Below are 16,247 nucleotides of genomic sequence, written 5' to 3' on the forward strand. Positions count from 1 at the left end.
TGTCCAGTTTCTCTGCAAATTCCATGACCCCAGCCGATTTTCCGTTCCCCGCACAAGCCGGCCACCGGCTCACCATCGTCCACGTCGAGGCCGCGCTCTCGCGCTGGCGTGAGCGCAAACCAGTCACCCTTCACACCTCGACCTCCCCGGGCGAAACCCTCGCCAGACTGATTGCGCGAATGACGACCCGCCGCGAAACCACCGTCCGGTGGATTGACCTCATTTTTGTGGAACGTCACGCGCTCGGTATCCTCTATCCGCATCCGGTCGGTAACGCCTGGCCCGGGTTGCCCCCTGACTGAAGCGACAATCAATTTCTCCAGTCGAGCCTGTGATGTTCAAGCCGTTGCCGATCGGTCAAATTTCTCTTTCTGGCTCATCAACTTAGCATCGTTTTGGCGAGAAATTGACGAATTGCGGCCAACCCTCAATATGATCCGCTCGTTGGCTGGAGCGGCATATTCCGTTGGCTTTTGGGAACGGCGTCGCCTAAATTCCAGTTGAGGGTCGCGGATTCAAGCACAATCTGCCTGCCCAAAGGCAATTCTCGTCTCCAAAGGACGTCTAATGACCTTGAGTTCGCACATGGCTTTTGCAGTGAACGGTGCCGGTCAGGTTGTCGCTGCAAGCGATTTGCCTTCCGTGGTACCAGCGAGCTTTCATTGTGCCGGCTGCAGGGGCGAGGTAGCCCTGTACCGGGATGGCTCCCAGGCTTCTTTCCGGCATGTCCGTCCGGCCCGCTGCGAACACGGCGCGCTCCTCGCGCTGCACGCGGCCGCACTGCAACTGCTGGTCGACAGTCGGTTCGTGGAAGCGCCGCCGCTGGCGCAAAACGGTACGGGACAGGGCAGGCGTCGCCTGATCGAGCGGTGGGGCAGCGAGGCCTTCGTGCGCACCCGGATTGAAGGTGTGCTGGTCGACCTTTACGCCGAGACGCTGGCGGGACCCCTCATCATCCAGGTTGCGGTCAAGTCGTTGTATGACCCGGCAAAGCGCCCGCGCATCAAGGCGCTGGGCTACGCCGCGCTTGAGATCTCCATCACCAGACCCGGTGAGATCACCACAGTCGGCGAACTTCGGGAGGTCGTGTTGCGCGGCATCGCCAACAAGATCTGGCTCTGGCATCCGGCGATCAGCCATCCCGCGCGTCAGGCACAGCCGGAGCCGCGCCTGGTCGAGATGGCACTGTTTGGCGAGGTCGACAAGCCCGCTGCGAGGCTCTCGATGCGTGTCGCAACTGCACCGTGGATTCCAGCGGGTGAGCTTGCGTCCGATGCGGCCTACCGGCAACTGGATATCGCCGGGAAGATCCGGGCCCTCGAGCGGCAACTGGGTGCCCCCTGTCAGCGCTGGCCGGATGCCGTCGACATCGATGTGGCCGGAAAAGAATCGTTCGGTGTTGACGCGCGGATCTGGCAGGGGGATGTGTTCGGCAGGTTTGTTCGCCCGGCTCACGACTTCTCGATCTGGGCGGTGTTCGACTGGCTGGCCATGCGCTACCCGCTCGAGCCGACCTTCGAGGACGCGGAGAAGGTCGCCATCGAGCAGTACCTGCGTGAACTCACCGTTCAGGGCTACCTCATGGCGTTGCCGGAACAGCACTTCCGGGTGCTGCCGGAACCGTCTCCCGACGGCCTTTCGACGCTCCAGTGGAATCCGCAAGCCTGTCTCAGCGTGAGCGGGCTGCGCGTCTCATCAGAGCGCGTGCATCTCGAAATACCGGCCAATCAGGTTCAGCGCCTGCTCGAATACTTTGAAGACGGCCATCCGGCGGTGTCGGTCGCTGCCTTTGTGCAAGACCTGATGATCCGCCTGCATAAACCCGCGCGGACCATTGTTGCGCTGCTGCGTGAAGCTGGGCTGGTCGTGGGCTGAAGCGGCAGGTCGTGATGAAGTTCAGTCCAGCCAGTTGTGGCTGAGTTCCTAGGCGAATACTAAGGATGTCGAAGAATTGAGCATTTCATGAAAACAACAACGGCCCTCTGGCTCGCCTGCGCTGCATGGATCGCGATCGCATCCGTGCAGACCTTGGCCCCGACGTCATCAGTGTGGTCTCGAGAAGCGGCGCCGTGACGCTCGACGGCACGGTCGTCGACGCTGCGCAGATCGACAAGGTTGCAGAGATCGCGGGAGGCGTCCCCGGTGTGACGTCCGCGGCCAACAGGCTGACCGTCAGGAAGCCGTTTGGTGGCCAGTAAAGACTTTCGCGGCCCGAAAAACTTACACGGGTTTGATGTTCGCTGCCTGTTTTCCCTTGGGGCCCTGCTTGACTTCAAAACTCACCTTCTGGCCTTCCTGAAGGGATTTAAAGCCTGCTCCCTGAACCTCGGAAAAGTGCGCGAACAGGTCATCGCCGCCGTCGTCTGACGTGATGAACCCAAAACCCTTCGCATCGTTAAACCACTTGACAGTACCGGTCGCCATGTTCTGAATGTTCCTCGGAAGACGAGTTCATGATGACGCTACTGGCCTGCGCCAGACGTCCTGCTATGTTCCAACAGTTATGCCGCCGCCGACATGTAAGCTTTTACGAGCGGCAAGGGGGCCACTGCGTCATGACTTGCGCACGACTCGTGCCTGTTGCCATCTACCCGTCGAAATCGGTGCGTGGAGGCAATCCGTTTTGCCTCGCGTGGCGCGGGGAAGGCCTGTCAGTGGCTCTTCTTGTCATAATGTGTCTTTTTACTACCAAAACTTCAGTTATGAAAATCCGCCTGAAGCGGGCCCGTTTTCCGCTCAAGGCGCCGGTTTTCCCGATGCCGATGCGCTCGCCATGCGTGGGCTACGCCGGCCTGCCCCGTGCGCCAGGCCGTGACGCATCAGCTACTCCAGAAAATTCAGTCGAAATTTGAAACGACATTTACGGCGCTATAGTTGCATTATAGATCGATTTGGTCAGGACGTGGCCTGCCCATACGCATCAAGTACACAATGCGCCACGCCACGATCATGAACTGCGGTGAATGCGGCACTCCACCGGCCGAGACAAGCGCGGGTTACACGCTTCAGTGTGGCGCCAGCACCAGACCCGCCACACCCAGTCACACACCCAGCAGCACCCCAGCCCCGGCCATTCCCCACTCAGGCAGAGCCGGCGCGGCACAGGCGTGGCGCCGCGCTCGAGACCCCGCTCAAGGCGCGGCGCCGCTCCCCAGTCGCCCCTCTGGCCAGCCACTGCCCCACACGGCGAACGCGCCGGGCAGCGCTTTCGTGAGCGGCTCACGCGTGAAGATTTTCCCTGCGGCTCGCTGGGCGCCGGTCTGTGTCCGGAAAACGTAGCGCGGCTTCGGACAGGTTGTGCCCACAACGGGTGGCGCCGAGGCAGTCCGGTCTGGCCTGAACGACCCGGCGTGGGACCCCCTCGCGGAGACCGGACGACAGCAGGCGGCAGACGGATGACAGACGCGTGGCGCGGAGGGAACAGGCGGACGGCGCATCGATGAGACCGTGCGCGGTTAAAAGGCAGGGAGCGCGCGGGTGGTGACCCGCGCGCGCGGCGCTGGACGACCTCAGACGACGCTGGCTTCTACTGCAGGCGACTGGCGCAGTTACTTCACCGTAGCCTTGCTGCCCACCTTCGAGCTGTCGAGCTTAACGGGCTTGGCCTTGTGATGCGCGGACACCTTGTGGGTGTGCTTCTTGTGCGCAGCGGGCGCGGCGGCAGCGGGCGTGGCCGGTTGGACGGTCGCCGCCTGGGCGGGAGCCGACTGGCCTGCACCCGTTGCGGCCGGCGCGGTCGGGGTAGCGGTCTGGGCGAAAGCGACAGTAGCGAACAGCGATGCAATCAGCGCGGCAGCAAGCTTCTTCATTGTGTCTTCCTCGGATATGGATGGCGACGCACGGTTGCGTCGTCCCCATCGTTAACGCCGCGCCCGCGGGTCGGTTGACGTGACGGGATGGCGCACGGCGGTCCGGCCTGACCCGCACGGCAGGAACGGCAGTCTGGTGAGGCGACCCACGCGTATGCGCGATGCTCGAAAGCGCGCCCGCACCAGTCGCGTTTTCAGTCCTCGCTGGGCGCTGGCTGGATAGATGCGGCAAGTCCCGAAAGGCGCAGGGCGTTCATCAAACGGCGGGGGGCTCGCCGGGCGCTGGCTTGAATCGCTGGCGTGGGGCTGCTCGGGGTCGGACTTGCCCACTCGATGGCGCTGCGCCCGGTCGTGTTCGGCACCGCTCGGAAGGGGCTATGCGCGGCGCACGTCCTCGGGGCGGATGGCTTGCCCGAAGGCGACGGATGCTGCACTGCGGGCCAACATGGAGAGAATTCTCGCCGTCGCCGGGGCGAGGGTGAGCCAGGGCGCCGGATCGCCTGTCCGCGTCTCGCCGGCTGATTTTCCAGAGGCTGCCCGGGAATGATGCTGCAGCTTAATCTGTGTTCGTGTCGACCTTTGCCGGCCGGCGGAAATCAGGCCTGATGGGATTACACGCGCCCGGAATGGAATGGCCATGGGAGAAATTCGCGGTTCGGCGCAATTCTCCAGACATTTGCGATTGCACGTGGCGGCTGGAGGTCTGGCGCCCGCCACAGGGAGACCCGAATTGAAGCTGGCCGACTTTATCGACGCAAACATGGACGCGTTGCTCGGTGACTGGGTCGAGCAGGCCCGGCGACTAGGTGCGGCGAAGGTGGTCTCGTCCACACGGCTCGAGCATTCGGCGCGACGATTACTTGCCTGCATCGCGCCAGGACATGCGCACGATACAGAGCGATCAGCAGCAGATAGCGAAAGGTTATGGCGATCGCCCCGGGAATGCCCCTGCGATCACCGGCGAGGCGCGCGCCCACGCGGACGAGCGGCTTGAATTCGGCTTCTCACTTGATTCGGTGGTGCCGAGTACCGGGCATTGCGTGCCAGCGTGGTGCGCCGCTGGCTTGCTTCAGGCGCGCTTCATCAGCTAACCGAACTGGTGCGCTTTGAAGAAGCCGTGGACCATGCGCTGTCGGAATCGGTGTCGCGCTATTCGTTCCTGCTGGCGCGTGCCCGGGACGTATTAGTCGGGATTCTGGCGCACGACCTGCATACCCCACTCGGCGCCATTGCCATGGCCCGGCCTGAGCGCGGGAGCGCGCTCGCTGCACGCCCGTCGGGATGCAGCGCATCAGGCGACGCGGAATTGAAACATGTGTAAGCTGGATTGGCTCAACGGTTGCTGCTTCCTGCATGCGGTTGACTGTCCTCACCGGGGAAATGTCTGCACCCCGTAGGGAGGCGGCGACCTGTCGAGCCCTGTCCGCGGAAGCAGGGGCACGTGCCGATAGATGCTTTTCACGCCGCGATGTGGTCATGGCGCGAACGGCTCTTTCGCTGCGATGGACGGCGACCCGCCGCCGACAATCTTGCACACAGTTCGATGAAATGCAGCAGCGCCGGGCGCGCGTCCGGCCAGTGCACAGCGACCACGCGGCAGTCTTGCGCGAAGGGCAAGAAAAAACGCGCTGCGCGTTGTAAAACGGGGCGGGGGCGACCATACTCTCCTTGAGATGCACCGCCGAGTTCGCCGAACTCGCACCGTGACAGGAATGCCGGAATTCGCACGTTCAAGGCCCATCACGCTCGCCACGACTCCCCAAATCGCCTCGCTTGCCCGGGGACGCCATTGTGCGCATGGCGCTGCTCGCCGTGTCTTGCTCCGCGGGTACCAACGCCAGCACAGGGGTGAGAAGGCATCGTCGTGAGCTTTTTCTTTGGCTCTTTTCGACTCGATATGATCGACAATGACCAGCGTCACCACGAGTGCGACCAGTCCAATGATCCCGCTCTTTAGCAAGTCCATCCACCACTTTTTGGAATCCGTCCACTCTTCGGACATGGCGAGCTCCCGACGCTTGAGGGATGTCGTCAGTTTCCCGAAGCATTCATATCGCGTGCGGAAAGCCCTCTGTTCGACGTGCGCTCGACCACACTGCTTAGAGCGCGTCAGTTCCGCGCTCGCGGTTGCAAAATATTTCGATTACATTACAGTTCGACTTGATCCATCCATTTATGAATAAATAGGGTCATATAACAAGCCTGCACCGAGGCGAGTAAGGCAATGCTGCCGAAGCCTCCGTACGAGGGGAAACGCAAGGCCGGAAGTAAGACTCATCGGAATTTCATATGTTTGTAAACATTTGAAATGACCCGTTCAGCCCAGTGACACCCGAGGCAACCGATTGACACCACAGCCGCCCAAGGCGGGGCAGGCGGCCTGCCAGCGAGCTTTGCCCCGGCGGTGCGCATACCGTTGCGGCGCCGCGGGTTTTCCGCCAGGATCAGGATGCCCAGACTTCCTCGCCCTCGCATGGCCGACCGCCTCGAACTTGTTGCTCTCGCGCTGCCTGCCGGCTGCGCCCCCGAAAACCTGCCGCCGACCGTTGCAGCCTTTGTCGCGGCGTGCTGGCCTGGGATGAGCCGCGCCCAGTTGCTCGACCGCGCGCGGCGCTTGGCGCTGCGTGCCTCACTGCGCGCGTGCCCGGAACCCGGTCCGGACGGCGTACGGCTGTATGCGTTGGTACTCATGGTTGGTGAGGTGAGGGCGGAGCTTGTTGCACACGTGCGCCGGCTCGCGGGCCGCCGTGGCGGCCGCCGGCCCCGCGCGTCGCTGCCGCCAGCGCGGGATCCAAGGCAGCGGGGGCTTTTCTGAGATTGAGGCGCAGGACGCGGCCAAATGAGCGCGGAGGTGCGTCGACTTCAGTTTTTTCCACCGGTCCTTGCGCTCATGGCCGCGATGTCTATCAATTTGTCTATATTCGCACTTCCGCGTATACTAGGGACGTTGCAGGCGAGCGCGGAGCTTGTAGAGGTCGTCGAAAGACGGCAGCCCGAATGGGTGGGATCCTCGAATCCGGGGCCTGCAACAGTTTCCCCTTCTCAGCGGGTAACGATTGCGATGACGCGTTGTTTCTCGTCAAGGTTGTCGCACCAGAATTTCAAGCCATAGCCATCAGGCGTCCCCCGATTGCGATAAAGGTTGCCCGCCATAAGGCGAAGGTAACCTTCCTCTGTTTCCCCATACACCGATCTGTGCACCGCGTAGAACGCCCCGGTAGCGACTGCGTCGGCGATTTGAAGCCCCGCCAGCTGTTCGTGGGCGACAGCGCGTACAGCATCGGGATCGACGCTGTCCCAGTGAATCCGCACGTCCGGCAGGGTTTGAAGGCGTCGCAGATAATCTCGAAGGTCCGTGTAGGACATGGCGGAGCGGTTCGAAAAGATCAATTCCGCGCGGCCATCACCGGCATCCCCCGGCCGGTAGTAATCGCGGCAAAGCCAGCTCACGCGTTCGAGGAGCAGTCGCGTCGCGTAGCGGTACAGGGAAAACTTCTCCTGCTGAAAGTTTTCGGGATCCGCGATCGAAGGCTTGTGCACCAGGACGTGGATATGGCGGATCGGTGCCTCGCCGATGCGACGCGCGAACGGTATGCGTTGCTCATGCTTGAGAAACCTGAAGTGCAGCGCGTGTTTCGGTTCCTTGTGAAGAAGTGCCCGCACGTCCTTCGCGAGCTGCACGAGCTGAAGATCGCGTTCCGTTCTTACAACGACGGCCGACAGGACGAACCACCGCGAGCTGCCTTGCTCGTTAGGCAAAAATTTGAAACCCTCGTCCCCGGATTCATCGATGTAAACGCGAAAACTGCTCGGCATAGCGTGCTCGTGCTGAAAGTAACCCTGCATTATCCGAATGAGCGTCGATTCTGGCCAGCGCCCGCTTCAAAAACCTCTTTGCTCTGTTCGCTACTGAAACAGCCTACGTATAGAGCGCGTGTTCACGCCTTGGCATTTGCGCCAGGTGCCGAAGCCTCAGCACTTTCTGCTGCGGGGGAGGCACATGCATCGCCGGGTTGCGCCGCGGTGGCGGACTGAAGTGTCAGTGCCGCTTGTGCCGCAGCCTGGGCCGCGTTCTGCTGCGCCCATATTTCACGGACGGCTTCGACTTCGCCGTATGCGCCAACGTCCGCGAGCCGCTCGAGAAATCGACCGTAGAGTTCGGTTTGCACAAGGCCATGCACTCGCATCCATTCCATGGCGGCATTTGGATTGAGCAACAGAATGTAGTGAAATTCCCCCGAGGCGCCAGCCTTGGTCTGGATAAAATTTAGTTCTCGGAGCCGCTTCATACGCCTGCGCCACGTATCCACAGCACGTTCACCCATGAAGCCCGCTTCGGCCGCGAACGTGACAGGATTTTCAATCGAAAGAACCGGATGATCGGGCGAGCGTGTCCACAGACAGAACAACGTGTGGCCTGCCGGTTGACCCTTGCTTTGTCTATCGATAGCTTGCATCACAATCGGGAGCGTACGCGGAACCGTTATAAACCCGTCGTTTCGCGTGCGATGCCAAAGCCAAGCCTCGGGCCAGTCAGGGAAATGCAACTCAAGCAGTTGCTGCGCACGTTCTGCCATCTTCATTCGTCGAGCTGACGCTTGCTTTCCATTTGCCACGACACGGTCCTCATAGGGAATTCGATGGTGAAAGTATGGGCGAGTGGGCTCCGTTAGGCCAGACGTCTTGGCGCAGGTTTCAACGGAACTCAGGGGATAAAACTCCGCCATTGACAGTGGGGAACGTCGCGAGAATTCGTATTTCATGATTTCGAAATGTGCGGTTTCGCGCAGACCAATAGAAAAATGACCCGAATATTCAGATGGTTACGCGTTTCAGCGTGTGCTCCCTATCCTCCGGGTGCTCCGCGTCCTCGCATGTGCTCACCGTGCTCGCGGGGATATGCAAGGGGACTCCTGGTTCGCGGCTACTCCTCGCTGGGTCAAGCGCGCTGCCCCCCGGGGAGCAGGTAGGGTCGTGTTCTGGAGATGACGGCCATCCGCGTTCGGTTTACCGATCGGCGAAGCATGCAAAGCGCGTACGCGGCCGAGTATCCGGCGCCACGAGCGGGTGCCGGGTTCGCGCGGCGATGCCAAATCGACCGGCGCGCATTGGCTGCTGCGGCTTGCGCCTTCATTCTCTCTCGCATGATCCGAATTCGCGGATTCCGTGACTCTCAACCAGTTCGATATGCATCTAGCGGTCAGCCTAGGATGCGTTCAACAGGCGCGAATTCGGATCTTGGTTCAGCCAGTACTACAATTGCGCATTAACCTGCACCATCGATGCCTTGCGCGAAGCGAGAACCAGATCGTGGCCGTCCAAGAACTTCAAAACCCAAAGCTACAACAGACAATCCAGCAGGCAGGGGAGTATCTCGATCTCGCAGTGACCCTCCGCGTGAAGTCGACGTGGTGCAGGTATCTTCGCGATGACCGGGATACCCGCGGGTTCTTCAATGAAGACCCGATGCGAAAATCGGACATGTTCGCCGAGCAGATTGCCGCGTGCGCTGCGGAAGCCTATCTGTCGTGCGGCGGCGGAGGCCACGAGCATGCGGCCCCTAGCTCCCATCAGATCAAGTCAATCCGCATTGCCGCAGCCTCGCTGGAGGCCCAGCTCGAAGCTTCGGCACGCTGGATCATTCCCATCGCGAAAGCGCCTGGATTCCGGGAGCCGCTGCGTGAGCTTGGCGAAACTCCATCTGCTATCCCTCCGAGGGCGGCGGGGCGGCCCGGCCTGATCCTGCGGCGCGCTTTTGTCCTGCGTCTGGCCGAATCGTTGTATGACTTGACCTCCACGTTTCCCGTAAAGCTCTTGACCGTCGCGGCCGCGCTCGGGTGGGAGGACACGGGCGAGCGACAAATCCGGGACATTCTTTCCACCGATACGCGGGTGGCGATCGCTGGGCGCGCGCGAGCCAGGCGCGAGGCCGAAATCAGCAGTGAGAATGCCACGCGGCATCTGCTGGCGAGGATCGCAGTTGATCGTGACTCGACGCCGCCGCGGGATGAGCGATCCGATCCGCAAAAGCTGGCCGAAATCCTGCGGTTGCTCGCTAGTCTTTCCGACCAGACCGCTTCGACCGTCATGATGGACGAGCTGACGCGGCTCGCGGAGGAGTTTGGTATCGAAGCGGAACGCCATCCGTCTGGCGGCGGAAATTAGAAGGAAAAACCGCCCAATATCCGCCGGAGGATTTTGGCCGCGCATCTGGCGGTATTTGCGTAGCAGCGTTGGCTGCCATCCGCGCGAACATGGATCCCATGCAAACCACGGGAAATCTGCATGGGAAAACAGACACCGAGCAGCACCGCTTCCATTTTGAGCGCGATTCGCAAGCGCATGCCAGGGATCGGCGCATTAATCCAGCGTCAGAGATTGCTTCTGGCGCTGGAAGCACGCGATGGAGTCACGACGATAGATGCCTTGCGTTTTCTTGACATCATCGATCCGGCCGCACGCGTATTCGAACTGCGCAGGGAGGGCCACTGCATCGTTACCAACTTCGTGCTGCAGGCGACCGAATGCGGAGACGTGCACTGCGTTGGCTGCTATACACTGCAGACGCTATCAACGCTGGGTGCCCGTTCGACAGTTGGAACACAACTTGAATTGCCCCTGGCTCCCCACGCGTGAATGCCGAGTGCGCCTGATGACAAAGCCGCATGACGTGCTTTCCAATTCTTCCAGTTCGCGGTATCCCCGGAGAGTGGGACCCGCTACCGATCAGGCAAGGCATGGACTCGACAACAATACCTCAGGTCGCTGAGCAGCTAAACCGGCGTGCTGAAGGATACGAGATTGGCAAGCTTCAGCAGCTTCGTGTAAAGCTCAAAAAGCTGAGGCGCCTACCATCACGCAAGCTGTTTCACTCGGCAACAATCGCTGACGATTGGGCTTTTCATTATGGTGGACGTGCGGAACTGCAATTCAACATAGGCATGGAGCAGAGCGATGGGAAGAAGTACATTCGTCATGGTGTAGCGTTCTCCCTGGAGCCGAGCCAGACGCTTCCGAGCATCGACTTGCTGTTGCCAAAAATGCGGTTGTTCAACGAATTTCTCCGGACGGAGTTTAACGCCCCTGCGGACTTCAAAATGTGGCACTTCCGCAAAGGCGTTCGTTCCGATAGCCACCCCCCGGGGCCCCTCTCGCACGAACTCTTTCAAACGGGAATCTTCGTGTTCATGGGAGCGCTTGTCCCCGTCGGCGAACTGGACCTGGACAGAATCCTTCGCGACTTTGACCTGCTCCTTCCACTCTATACGTTTGTGGAATCAGGAGGAGAACTTCCTCCTGTCAAGGTCGCTCGCACGCCCTTCGTCTTCCATTCAGGAAATCGTGCAAAAAATGCGTGGACAGGTGCGTCGCTCCCGGAACGACAACTTTCAATCGAGCTGCGTCACAATGCGTTGCAAGCGACGCTCTATTCAGAGCTCTGCGACGAGTATGGACAGGAAAACATCGGTACCGAAATTCGTAACGGCTGCGGAGGTCGAATTGACGCCGTCGCTCGAACGGATGAAGGTTATGTATTTTTCGAGATCAAGGTAGGTCGGTCACTGCAGAGCTGTATTCGCGAAGCCATCGGACAGTTACTGGAATATTCCTACTGGCCAGGCGCGCAATCTGCCATCGAACTAGTCATCGTAGGTGAGGCAGCACTCGACAAGGATGGCGGTAAATATCTCGAGACACTAAAAAATAGCCTGAAATTGCCAATCAACTACCGCCAGATATGCTTGGGTGGCGACATGTCGTGACCACACGACTCTGCTCGAGGCGCATCGCTTACGCGACTGCGCCGTCCACTGCAGTGGTAGGAGATGAGCTCAGCCTGGGCATGTACTCACTTTCTCTACGGCATCAGGCCGTATCCGAAACGCAGCGTACTTCGGACTGTCGAATCATCGACGGCTCCTTGAAAATGAAGCGGATGTTCGCCGAGGGAGGCGACGCGCGAGGCCGTCGGCCTGAGCCCGCGTCCACCGTCAATTCGAGTATGTCCGATGGCCCACCGTTAGCGGACGGTGTGGGCTAGGATGCGCAATCGTGATGAGATCTCCCCGACTAGTCGCCAGGAATCCAACTATGTCCCAAAAAAGTAACGAAAGCCGCCGCGGAGCCAGGGTACTCGGAAGATACTCGACTGTCTATATGACCATGGAGGCGTCGCGTTTCACTTCGAGCCCAGCGGCCCACCACTTCGGCGGGACTCGCAGCCCCTTTGGCGTTCCCGCGCGATGAGCGGGCCGCTGAGCCGTCTGTCAGCGTGGCGCGCCCGCCGATGTGCGAGGCTCGGTGCGGCGGCCGCGAGGACCGAGGCTCCGGACGGCGGGATTGGAGCGGAGGCGCCGATCCGGAAGGCGTCCGAGGATCGGCTCAGGCGAGCCGACTTCGCGAATCGCATAGGCGGCGTTCTCTCGGAACTCAGCCTGCGCGAGGGGAGGGTATTCGCAATCAGGGGTGGGTGGGGTTTCGGTAAGTCCTCCCTAAAGAACCTGATTACAGAAAGACTCGACGCCACCAACGAAGGAGCGGACTGGCTTGACTTCAATCCCTGGCAGTGGGGCGACGGCGACGCAATTGCCCGCGCACTCTTTAGTCAGATCGCGGATCGTCTGCGGGGCGAGCATTCGAAGGCAGCGCTCGCTCGCGCTGCAGCACTACGACGTTACGGCGAGATCCTCACAGGAACTGGCGCGCCGCTCAAGGAAGCCGGAAGCGCGACCCACCTCATCTCGACGGTGCTGACGAACGCTTCGGTGATCGCCGTCGCCTCGGCCGTAGGCTTTGACCTCCCGGCGGCGGCGAAGATAGCGGCCACACTCGCTGTCCTCTCGGTCGGGACGCCCCTGTTAGGGCGCGTGCTGTCGCACCTAGGACGAGACCGCGCCAGCGACCCTCTCGACAAGATACGTGAAGCGCTAGAGGCTCGTCTTCGAGAACTCGAACGCCCGCTGGTCGTCTTCGTCGACGACATCGACCGACTCGAGCCCGAGCAGATCAGGCTGCTCCTCCGACAGGTGAAGGCGAATGCCAACCTGCCCAACATCGTCTTTGTGCTCCTGTTTCAGCCCAGCATCGTAGAGCGGGCGCTCGACCCGGTGGCCGACGGCGACGGTCGCGCCTTCCTCGAGAAGGTCGTCCAAGCGAGCTTCGACCTGCCGGCGGTTCCGGCGTCGATCGTGCATCGGATTTTCACGGAGGAACTGTCCGAGCTAGCTGGTCCCTACGCGACAGAGGCGAACGGGTTCACGCAAACGCGCTGGGGTAACGCCTTCGTCGGCTGCATCCAACCTTTGCTCCGCAATATGCGTGACGCACGTCGGCTGATCTCCTCCATCGCCGTACACCTCCCGTTGCATGCGGCCGGCGATGTGTTTGAGGTGAACATCGTCGACTTCCTTCTCCTTGAGGCACTCCGCGTCTTCGAACCGGACCTGCATGAGGCCCTGTTCCGAGAGAGGGAACTCCTTCTCCAGGAACTGCGCTTCCTCGGCAATGGCCGGCGAGATGAGGACAGGGCGGCAGCCGGGCGTCTCCTCGAGATCGTGTCGGATGAGCGCCGCGACATCGCTCGGGACGCGCTCAAGGACCTCTTTCCGCCCCTCGAATGGGCATACGGGGGCACGAACTATGCGGATGGCTTCCGTCTCAAATGGCTAACCGCAAAACGAGTGTGTTCCCCGCGCTTTTTCCCGCGTTACTTCGAGCTCCAGACCGCGGTCGGCGAAATGTCGGAACGTCGCTTCGTGGCGTTCCTCGATGCGACTGCGACGGAGGATGGTCTGGCTCGGGAGATCGCCGACATCGAAGCTGATGGTCTCCTGCCCTCACTCGTCGCCAGATTTGACGAGTCCGTCGACCGCCTCCCGGTCGAGAACGCCGCCGTGCTGCTGCGCGGGATGTTCGGGATCGCGCAGAAACTCGCGGGCGACCGCGACGCCGACCCATTTAATTCGCCCTGGCTGTCTGCGTGGCGATCAACGCACTGGTTTTTGAAGCGGATCCCGGACGATGTACGAGGTGGATTGGCACTTGAGTCTCTCCGCCAGACCAGGGCGCTGTCCGTCGCTGCGCTTTTGATCCATCTGAACGATCCCGCGGAGCAAGCGAAGGGGGCCGACGACGCTTTCGATCCGGCGCTCGATCTCAAAACTGTCGAGGCAATGAAGGCTGAATGGCTGCGGATAATGAGAGGCCGCGCCGCGGAGGGAGACGCGCTGATGGCCGAACCGGATCTCCTGTCCCAGCTCTACCGGTGGAGGGACTATACGGGTTCATTGGACGAACCCCGCGCGTGGATGAACGAGGCTATCCGGAGCGACGAAGGATTTGCAAGCATGTCCACGCGCATGATGAGCCGGGGCACGAGTCATTCGTTGGGCGATCGGGTCTCGACACCGCACAACACCTTCAACAGGGAGACGATCGACAACTTCATCGGCATCGACGTGGCGAAAGCCAGGTGCGACGCAATCGATCCCGCTCAATTCCCCGTGCACGAGGAGGCTCTGCGAACGTTGCGCAGATTTCTCGAGAGGTGGCTCGGGCTGAAAGAACGCGACCCATTCGATCTCTAGCGGCCGACCCGATCGCTGCCAAAATGACCAGGAAGGTAGTGCCATACATATAGTACCGCGAGAGAAATCGTGGTCTCCTCGGCCGACCGATATGGAGACACAATCGTCCTTCCGTGGCTTCAGGCGGTCATCGAACTGCTGGCGACCTGCGTTCGTACGGGCCGACGCCGCGATGCCCGCTGCGTTGGATACAATCGCACCTCGCTTTTTATGCAACGGAAGCGCTCCCAAATCTCAACAATTTGCACCTCCTTGAATATGAACCGCGTTTGCTCATCCTGCTTCGCCGACGAAGACCTGCGTGCCTGGATTCGAAAGGAGGGCGGGCCGCGCGGCTGTAGTGCGTGTAACAGGTTCGATTCGCCAACGGCGAAATTTTATAAGGTAGCAAAGCACATCGAGGAGTGTATCGGGCGCTACTACGGCCGCGCTGTTGACCAACTCATGTATTGCTCGGCGGAGGGCGGCTATTTGGGGGCCCACTGGGATTCGTGGGACATGTTGGAGAAAATTGGTCTGATGTTGCCCAGGGATGACGGAACCCTGTACAGCAGCATTGCCCAGGCTATGGCCGACGAAATTTGGTGCGATTTTGATGCGGGAGCGCTCGACCTCGACGATGCCTTGCGGACAAGTTGGCAGGGATTCTGCGAAACAGTAAAGCACAAGAGGAGGTTCTTCTTCCATGCGACGGGCAGAGATGATCAAGATTCCTTAACTCCGGCATCTCTCCTAGATCACATTGCAGGCGTCAGCCAAAACATCGGCCTGATCAAAGAAATATCTGCTGGTACCGCATTCTGGCGAGCGCGTGTTGATCTTCCCAAAGGCAAAGGCGCGGGTGCGTCGGATTTTGGGCCGCCTCCCGTTGAGCACGCCCTGCAGAGCAATCGCATGAATCCGGCTGGTATCCCGATGCTGTATCTGGCCTCGACGATTGCAACAGCACTCAAGGAGACCAGAAAGGAAGCGGCAAAGGTAGGGCTCTGGCGCGCGACTCGGCCGTTGCGCGTTCTCGACTTGCGTGCACTACCGCCGGAGCCCGGTATGTTTTCCGACGCCGGGCGGACAACGAAACTTACGCTCAGCTTCTTGCACGACTTTGCAGCGGACATCATGCAGCCAGTAGACAGGGACCAGCGCGTGCACGTCGACTACTTGCCTTCGCAAGTAGTCACCGAGTTTGTGCGCGATTATCAGTTTGAGGGCGGCGTGGTAGATGGGATTGCTTACGCGAGTACGGTTGATCGTCGTGGCTGGAATATCGCGCTTTTTCTTGGGCCTACCCAACTGGGCTTGGCGGAGCCAGAATGGGGACATAGGCAGCCCCCCAGCCTGACATTCGAGCGAGCAATGTGGGCAACGAGACCCTAGCGGAAGGCGAGCTTTGCGGCACGGTTTCATGTAGCGGTGACGTGATGGAGCAAGCGTAAAGATGGAATCCGAGGAATCGGAATCGGTTGGCGATTGGCTGAAAAAGTGCGGTGACGTTCACGTCGATAGGGTCGTGGGGCGCTTGCTCGGCCAACTGCAGAAGATGCAGATTGGGCCGCTTGAGGCAATCTCCCGCAGTGTCGACGCCGTGTCGGCCGCTCTAGAGTCGTATCCAGAAAATGTCCGCCCGGCGCTTCTGGAGATGAGCCGGAATGGATGGTATCTCGACCCCGCCATGCCAATGAGCCTTCCTCGGCGGTTCAAGTTAGCGATGGAGGCTGGCGACGCGGCCCAAGCCGAGCAAAGTATGGTTGACCATTTTGAGCGGCGCACCGGCGGCATTCTTTCTGAATTGGTTGGGCGACATCCGGCGAGAGGGCAGATCTTTCGCGCGGCATTCGCGGCGCATTCGTTAGCA

General features: G+C 60.7%; 14 protein-coding genes. 10 read left to right on the plus strand and 4 right to left on the minus strand.

Translation table 11 applies throughout. The features are described 5' to 3' along the window. Positions 1–23 precede the first annotated feature (23 nt). The 3 genes from BMI01S_RS29345 to BMI01S_RS29355 all read left to right on the plus strand — a co-directional run bounded on the left by BMI01S_RS29345 (position 24) and on the right by BMI01S_RS29355 (position 2,198). Positions 24–302: a hypothetical protein gene (locus BMI01S_RS29345; protein WP_154671403.1), complete on the plus strand. Its 279-nt coding sequence runs from the start codon at positions 24–26 to the stop codon at positions 300–302. 265 nt (positions 303–567) lie between these two features. After that, a complete protein-coding gene (locus tag BMI01S_RS29350) occupies positions 568–1,875 on the plus strand; it encodes a hypothetical protein (protein WP_154671402.1) in 1,308 nt (435 codons plus the stop codon). 125 nt (positions 1,876–2,000) lie between these two features. Beyond that, positions 2,001–2,198, plus strand: a complete 198-nt coding sequence (locus BMI01S_RS29355) for a BON domain-containing protein (RefSeq protein WP_081723557.1) — start codon at positions 2,001–2,003, stop codon at positions 2,196–2,198. A 22-nt stretch (positions 2,199–2,220) separates the two neighbouring features. On the opposite strand, the gene BMI01S_RS29360 is transcribed toward BMI01S_RS29355, so the two are convergent. Together BMI01S_RS29360 and BMI01S_RS29365 are read right to left on the minus strand one after the other, a co-directional pair. Then, complete coding sequence (locus BMI01S_RS29360) at positions 2,221–2,424, minus strand: cold-shock protein (RefSeq protein WP_028232396.1); 204 nt, start codon at positions 2,422–2,424, stop codon at positions 2,221–2,223. A 1,124-nt stretch (positions 2,425–3,548) separates the two neighbouring features. Continuing rightward, positions 3,549–3,809, minus strand: coding sequence for a hypothetical protein (locus BMI01S_RS29365; RefSeq protein ID WP_028232395.1), 261 nt, complete (start codon positions 3,807–3,809; stop codon positions 3,549–3,551). A gap of 1,036 nt (positions 3,810–4,845) precedes the next feature. Between BMI01S_RS29365 and BMI01S_RS38270 the strand changes: the two genes are divergently transcribed. Next, positions 4,846–5,130, plus strand: coding sequence for a hypothetical protein (locus BMI01S_RS38270; protein WP_028232394.1), 285 nt, complete (start codon positions 4,846–4,848; stop codon positions 5,128–5,130). Between the two features lie 1,721 nt (positions 5,131–6,851). Here the strand turns inward: BMI01S_RS38270 and BMI01S_RS29380 are convergent. Together BMI01S_RS29380 and BMI01S_RS43285 are read right to left on the minus strand one after the other, a co-directional pair. Beyond that, the gene (locus tag BMI01S_RS29380) at positions 6,852–7,625 is read right to left on the minus strand and encodes a DUF3800 domain-containing protein (RefSeq protein WP_028232393.1); all 774 of its coding nucleotides are present in this window, start codon (positions 7,623–7,625) and stop codon (positions 6,852–6,854) included. Between the two features lie 122 nt (positions 7,626–7,747). Then, positions 7,748–8,392: a hypothetical protein gene (locus BMI01S_RS43285; protein WP_244145436.1), complete on the minus strand. Its 645-nt coding sequence runs from the start codon at positions 8,390–8,392 to the stop codon at positions 7,748–7,750. A gap of 727 nt (positions 8,393–9,119) precedes the next feature. On the opposite strand from BMI01S_RS43285, the gene BMI01S_RS29390 reads away from it, so the two are divergent. The 6 genes from BMI01S_RS29390 to BMI01S_RS29415 all read left to right on the plus strand — a co-directional run. Beyond that, complete coding sequence (locus BMI01S_RS29390) at positions 9,120–9,974, plus strand: hypothetical protein (protein ID WP_154671401.1); 855 nt, start codon at positions 9,120–9,122, stop codon at positions 9,972–9,974. A gap of 120 nt (positions 9,975–10,094) precedes the next feature. Continuing rightward, positions 10,095–10,445, plus strand: coding sequence for a helix-turn-helix domain-containing protein (locus BMI01S_RS39485; RefSeq protein WP_081723556.1), 351 nt, complete (start codon positions 10,095–10,097; stop codon positions 10,443–10,445). Between the two features lie 101 nt (positions 10,446–10,546). Continuing rightward, positions 10,547–11,572: a hypothetical protein gene (locus BMI01S_RS38275; protein WP_028232390.1), complete on the plus strand. Its 1,026-nt coding sequence runs from the start codon at positions 10,547–10,549 to the stop codon at positions 11,570–11,572. A gap of 480 nt (positions 11,573–12,052) precedes the next feature. After that, positions 12,053–14,395 (plus strand): KAP family P-loop NTPase fold protein, encoded by a 2,343-nt coding sequence (locus BMI01S_RS29405; protein ID WP_028232389.1) that lies wholly within the window; start codon positions 12,053–12,055, stop codon positions 14,393–14,395. Between the two features lie 69 nt (positions 14,396–14,464). Continuing rightward, on the plus strand, positions 14,465–15,769 hold the full coding sequence (locus tag BMI01S_RS29410) for a HEPN-associated N-terminal domain-containing protein (RefSeq protein ID WP_208461010.1): 1,305 nt from the start codon (positions 14,465–14,467) through the stop codon (positions 15,767–15,769). Between the two features lie 61 nt (positions 15,770–15,830). Beyond that, positions 15,831–16,247: hypothetical protein (locus BMI01S_RS29415; RefSeq protein WP_042291478.1), on the plus strand; the 417-nt coding region annotated here is incomplete at its 3' end.

The organism is Paraburkholderia mimosarum LMG 23256 = NBRC 106338 (genome assembly GCF_000739815.1).
Taxonomy (GTDB): Bacteria; Pseudomonadota; Gammaproteobacteria; order Burkholderiales; family Burkholderiaceae; genus Paraburkholderia; species Paraburkholderia mimosarum.

Coding starts and splice junctions, on each gene's coding strand:
- BMI01S_RS29345 (WP_154671403.1), top strand. CDS start 24: ATGACCCCAGCCGATTTTCCGTTCCCCGCACAAGCCGGCCACCGGCTC.
- BMI01S_RS29350 (WP_154671402.1), top strand. CDS start 568: ATGACCTTGAGTTCGCACATGGCTTTTGCAGTGAACGGTGCCGGTCAG.
- BMI01S_RS29355 (WP_081723557.1), top strand. CDS start 2,001: ATGGATCGCGATCGCATCCGTGCAGACCTTGGCCCCGACGTCATCAGT.
- BMI01S_RS29360 (WP_028232396.1), bottom strand. CDS start 2,424: ATGGCGACCGGTACTGTCAAGTGGTTTAACGATGCGAAGGGTTTTGGG.
- BMI01S_RS29365 (WP_028232395.1), bottom strand. CDS start 3,809: ATGAAGAAGCTTGCTGCCGCGCTGATTGCATCGCTGTTCGCTACTGTC.
- BMI01S_RS29380 (WP_028232393.1), bottom strand. CDS start 7,625: ATGCCGAGCAGTTTTCGCGTTTACATCGATGAATCCGGGGACGAGGGT.
- BMI01S_RS43285 (WP_244145436.1), bottom strand. CDS start 8,392: ATGAAGATGGCAGAACGTGCGCAGCAACTGCTTGAGTTGCATTTCCCT.
- BMI01S_RS39485 (WP_081723556.1), top strand. CDS start 10,095: ATGGGAAAACAGACACCGAGCAGCACCGCTTCCATTTTGAGCGCGATT.
- BMI01S_RS38275 (WP_028232390.1), top strand. CDS start 10,547: ATGGACTCGACAACAATACCTCAGGTCGCTGAGCAGCTAAACCGGCGT.
- BMI01S_RS29405 (WP_028232389.1), top strand. CDS start 12,053: ATGAGCGGGCCGCTGAGCCGTCTGTCAGCGTGGCGCGCCCGCCGATGT.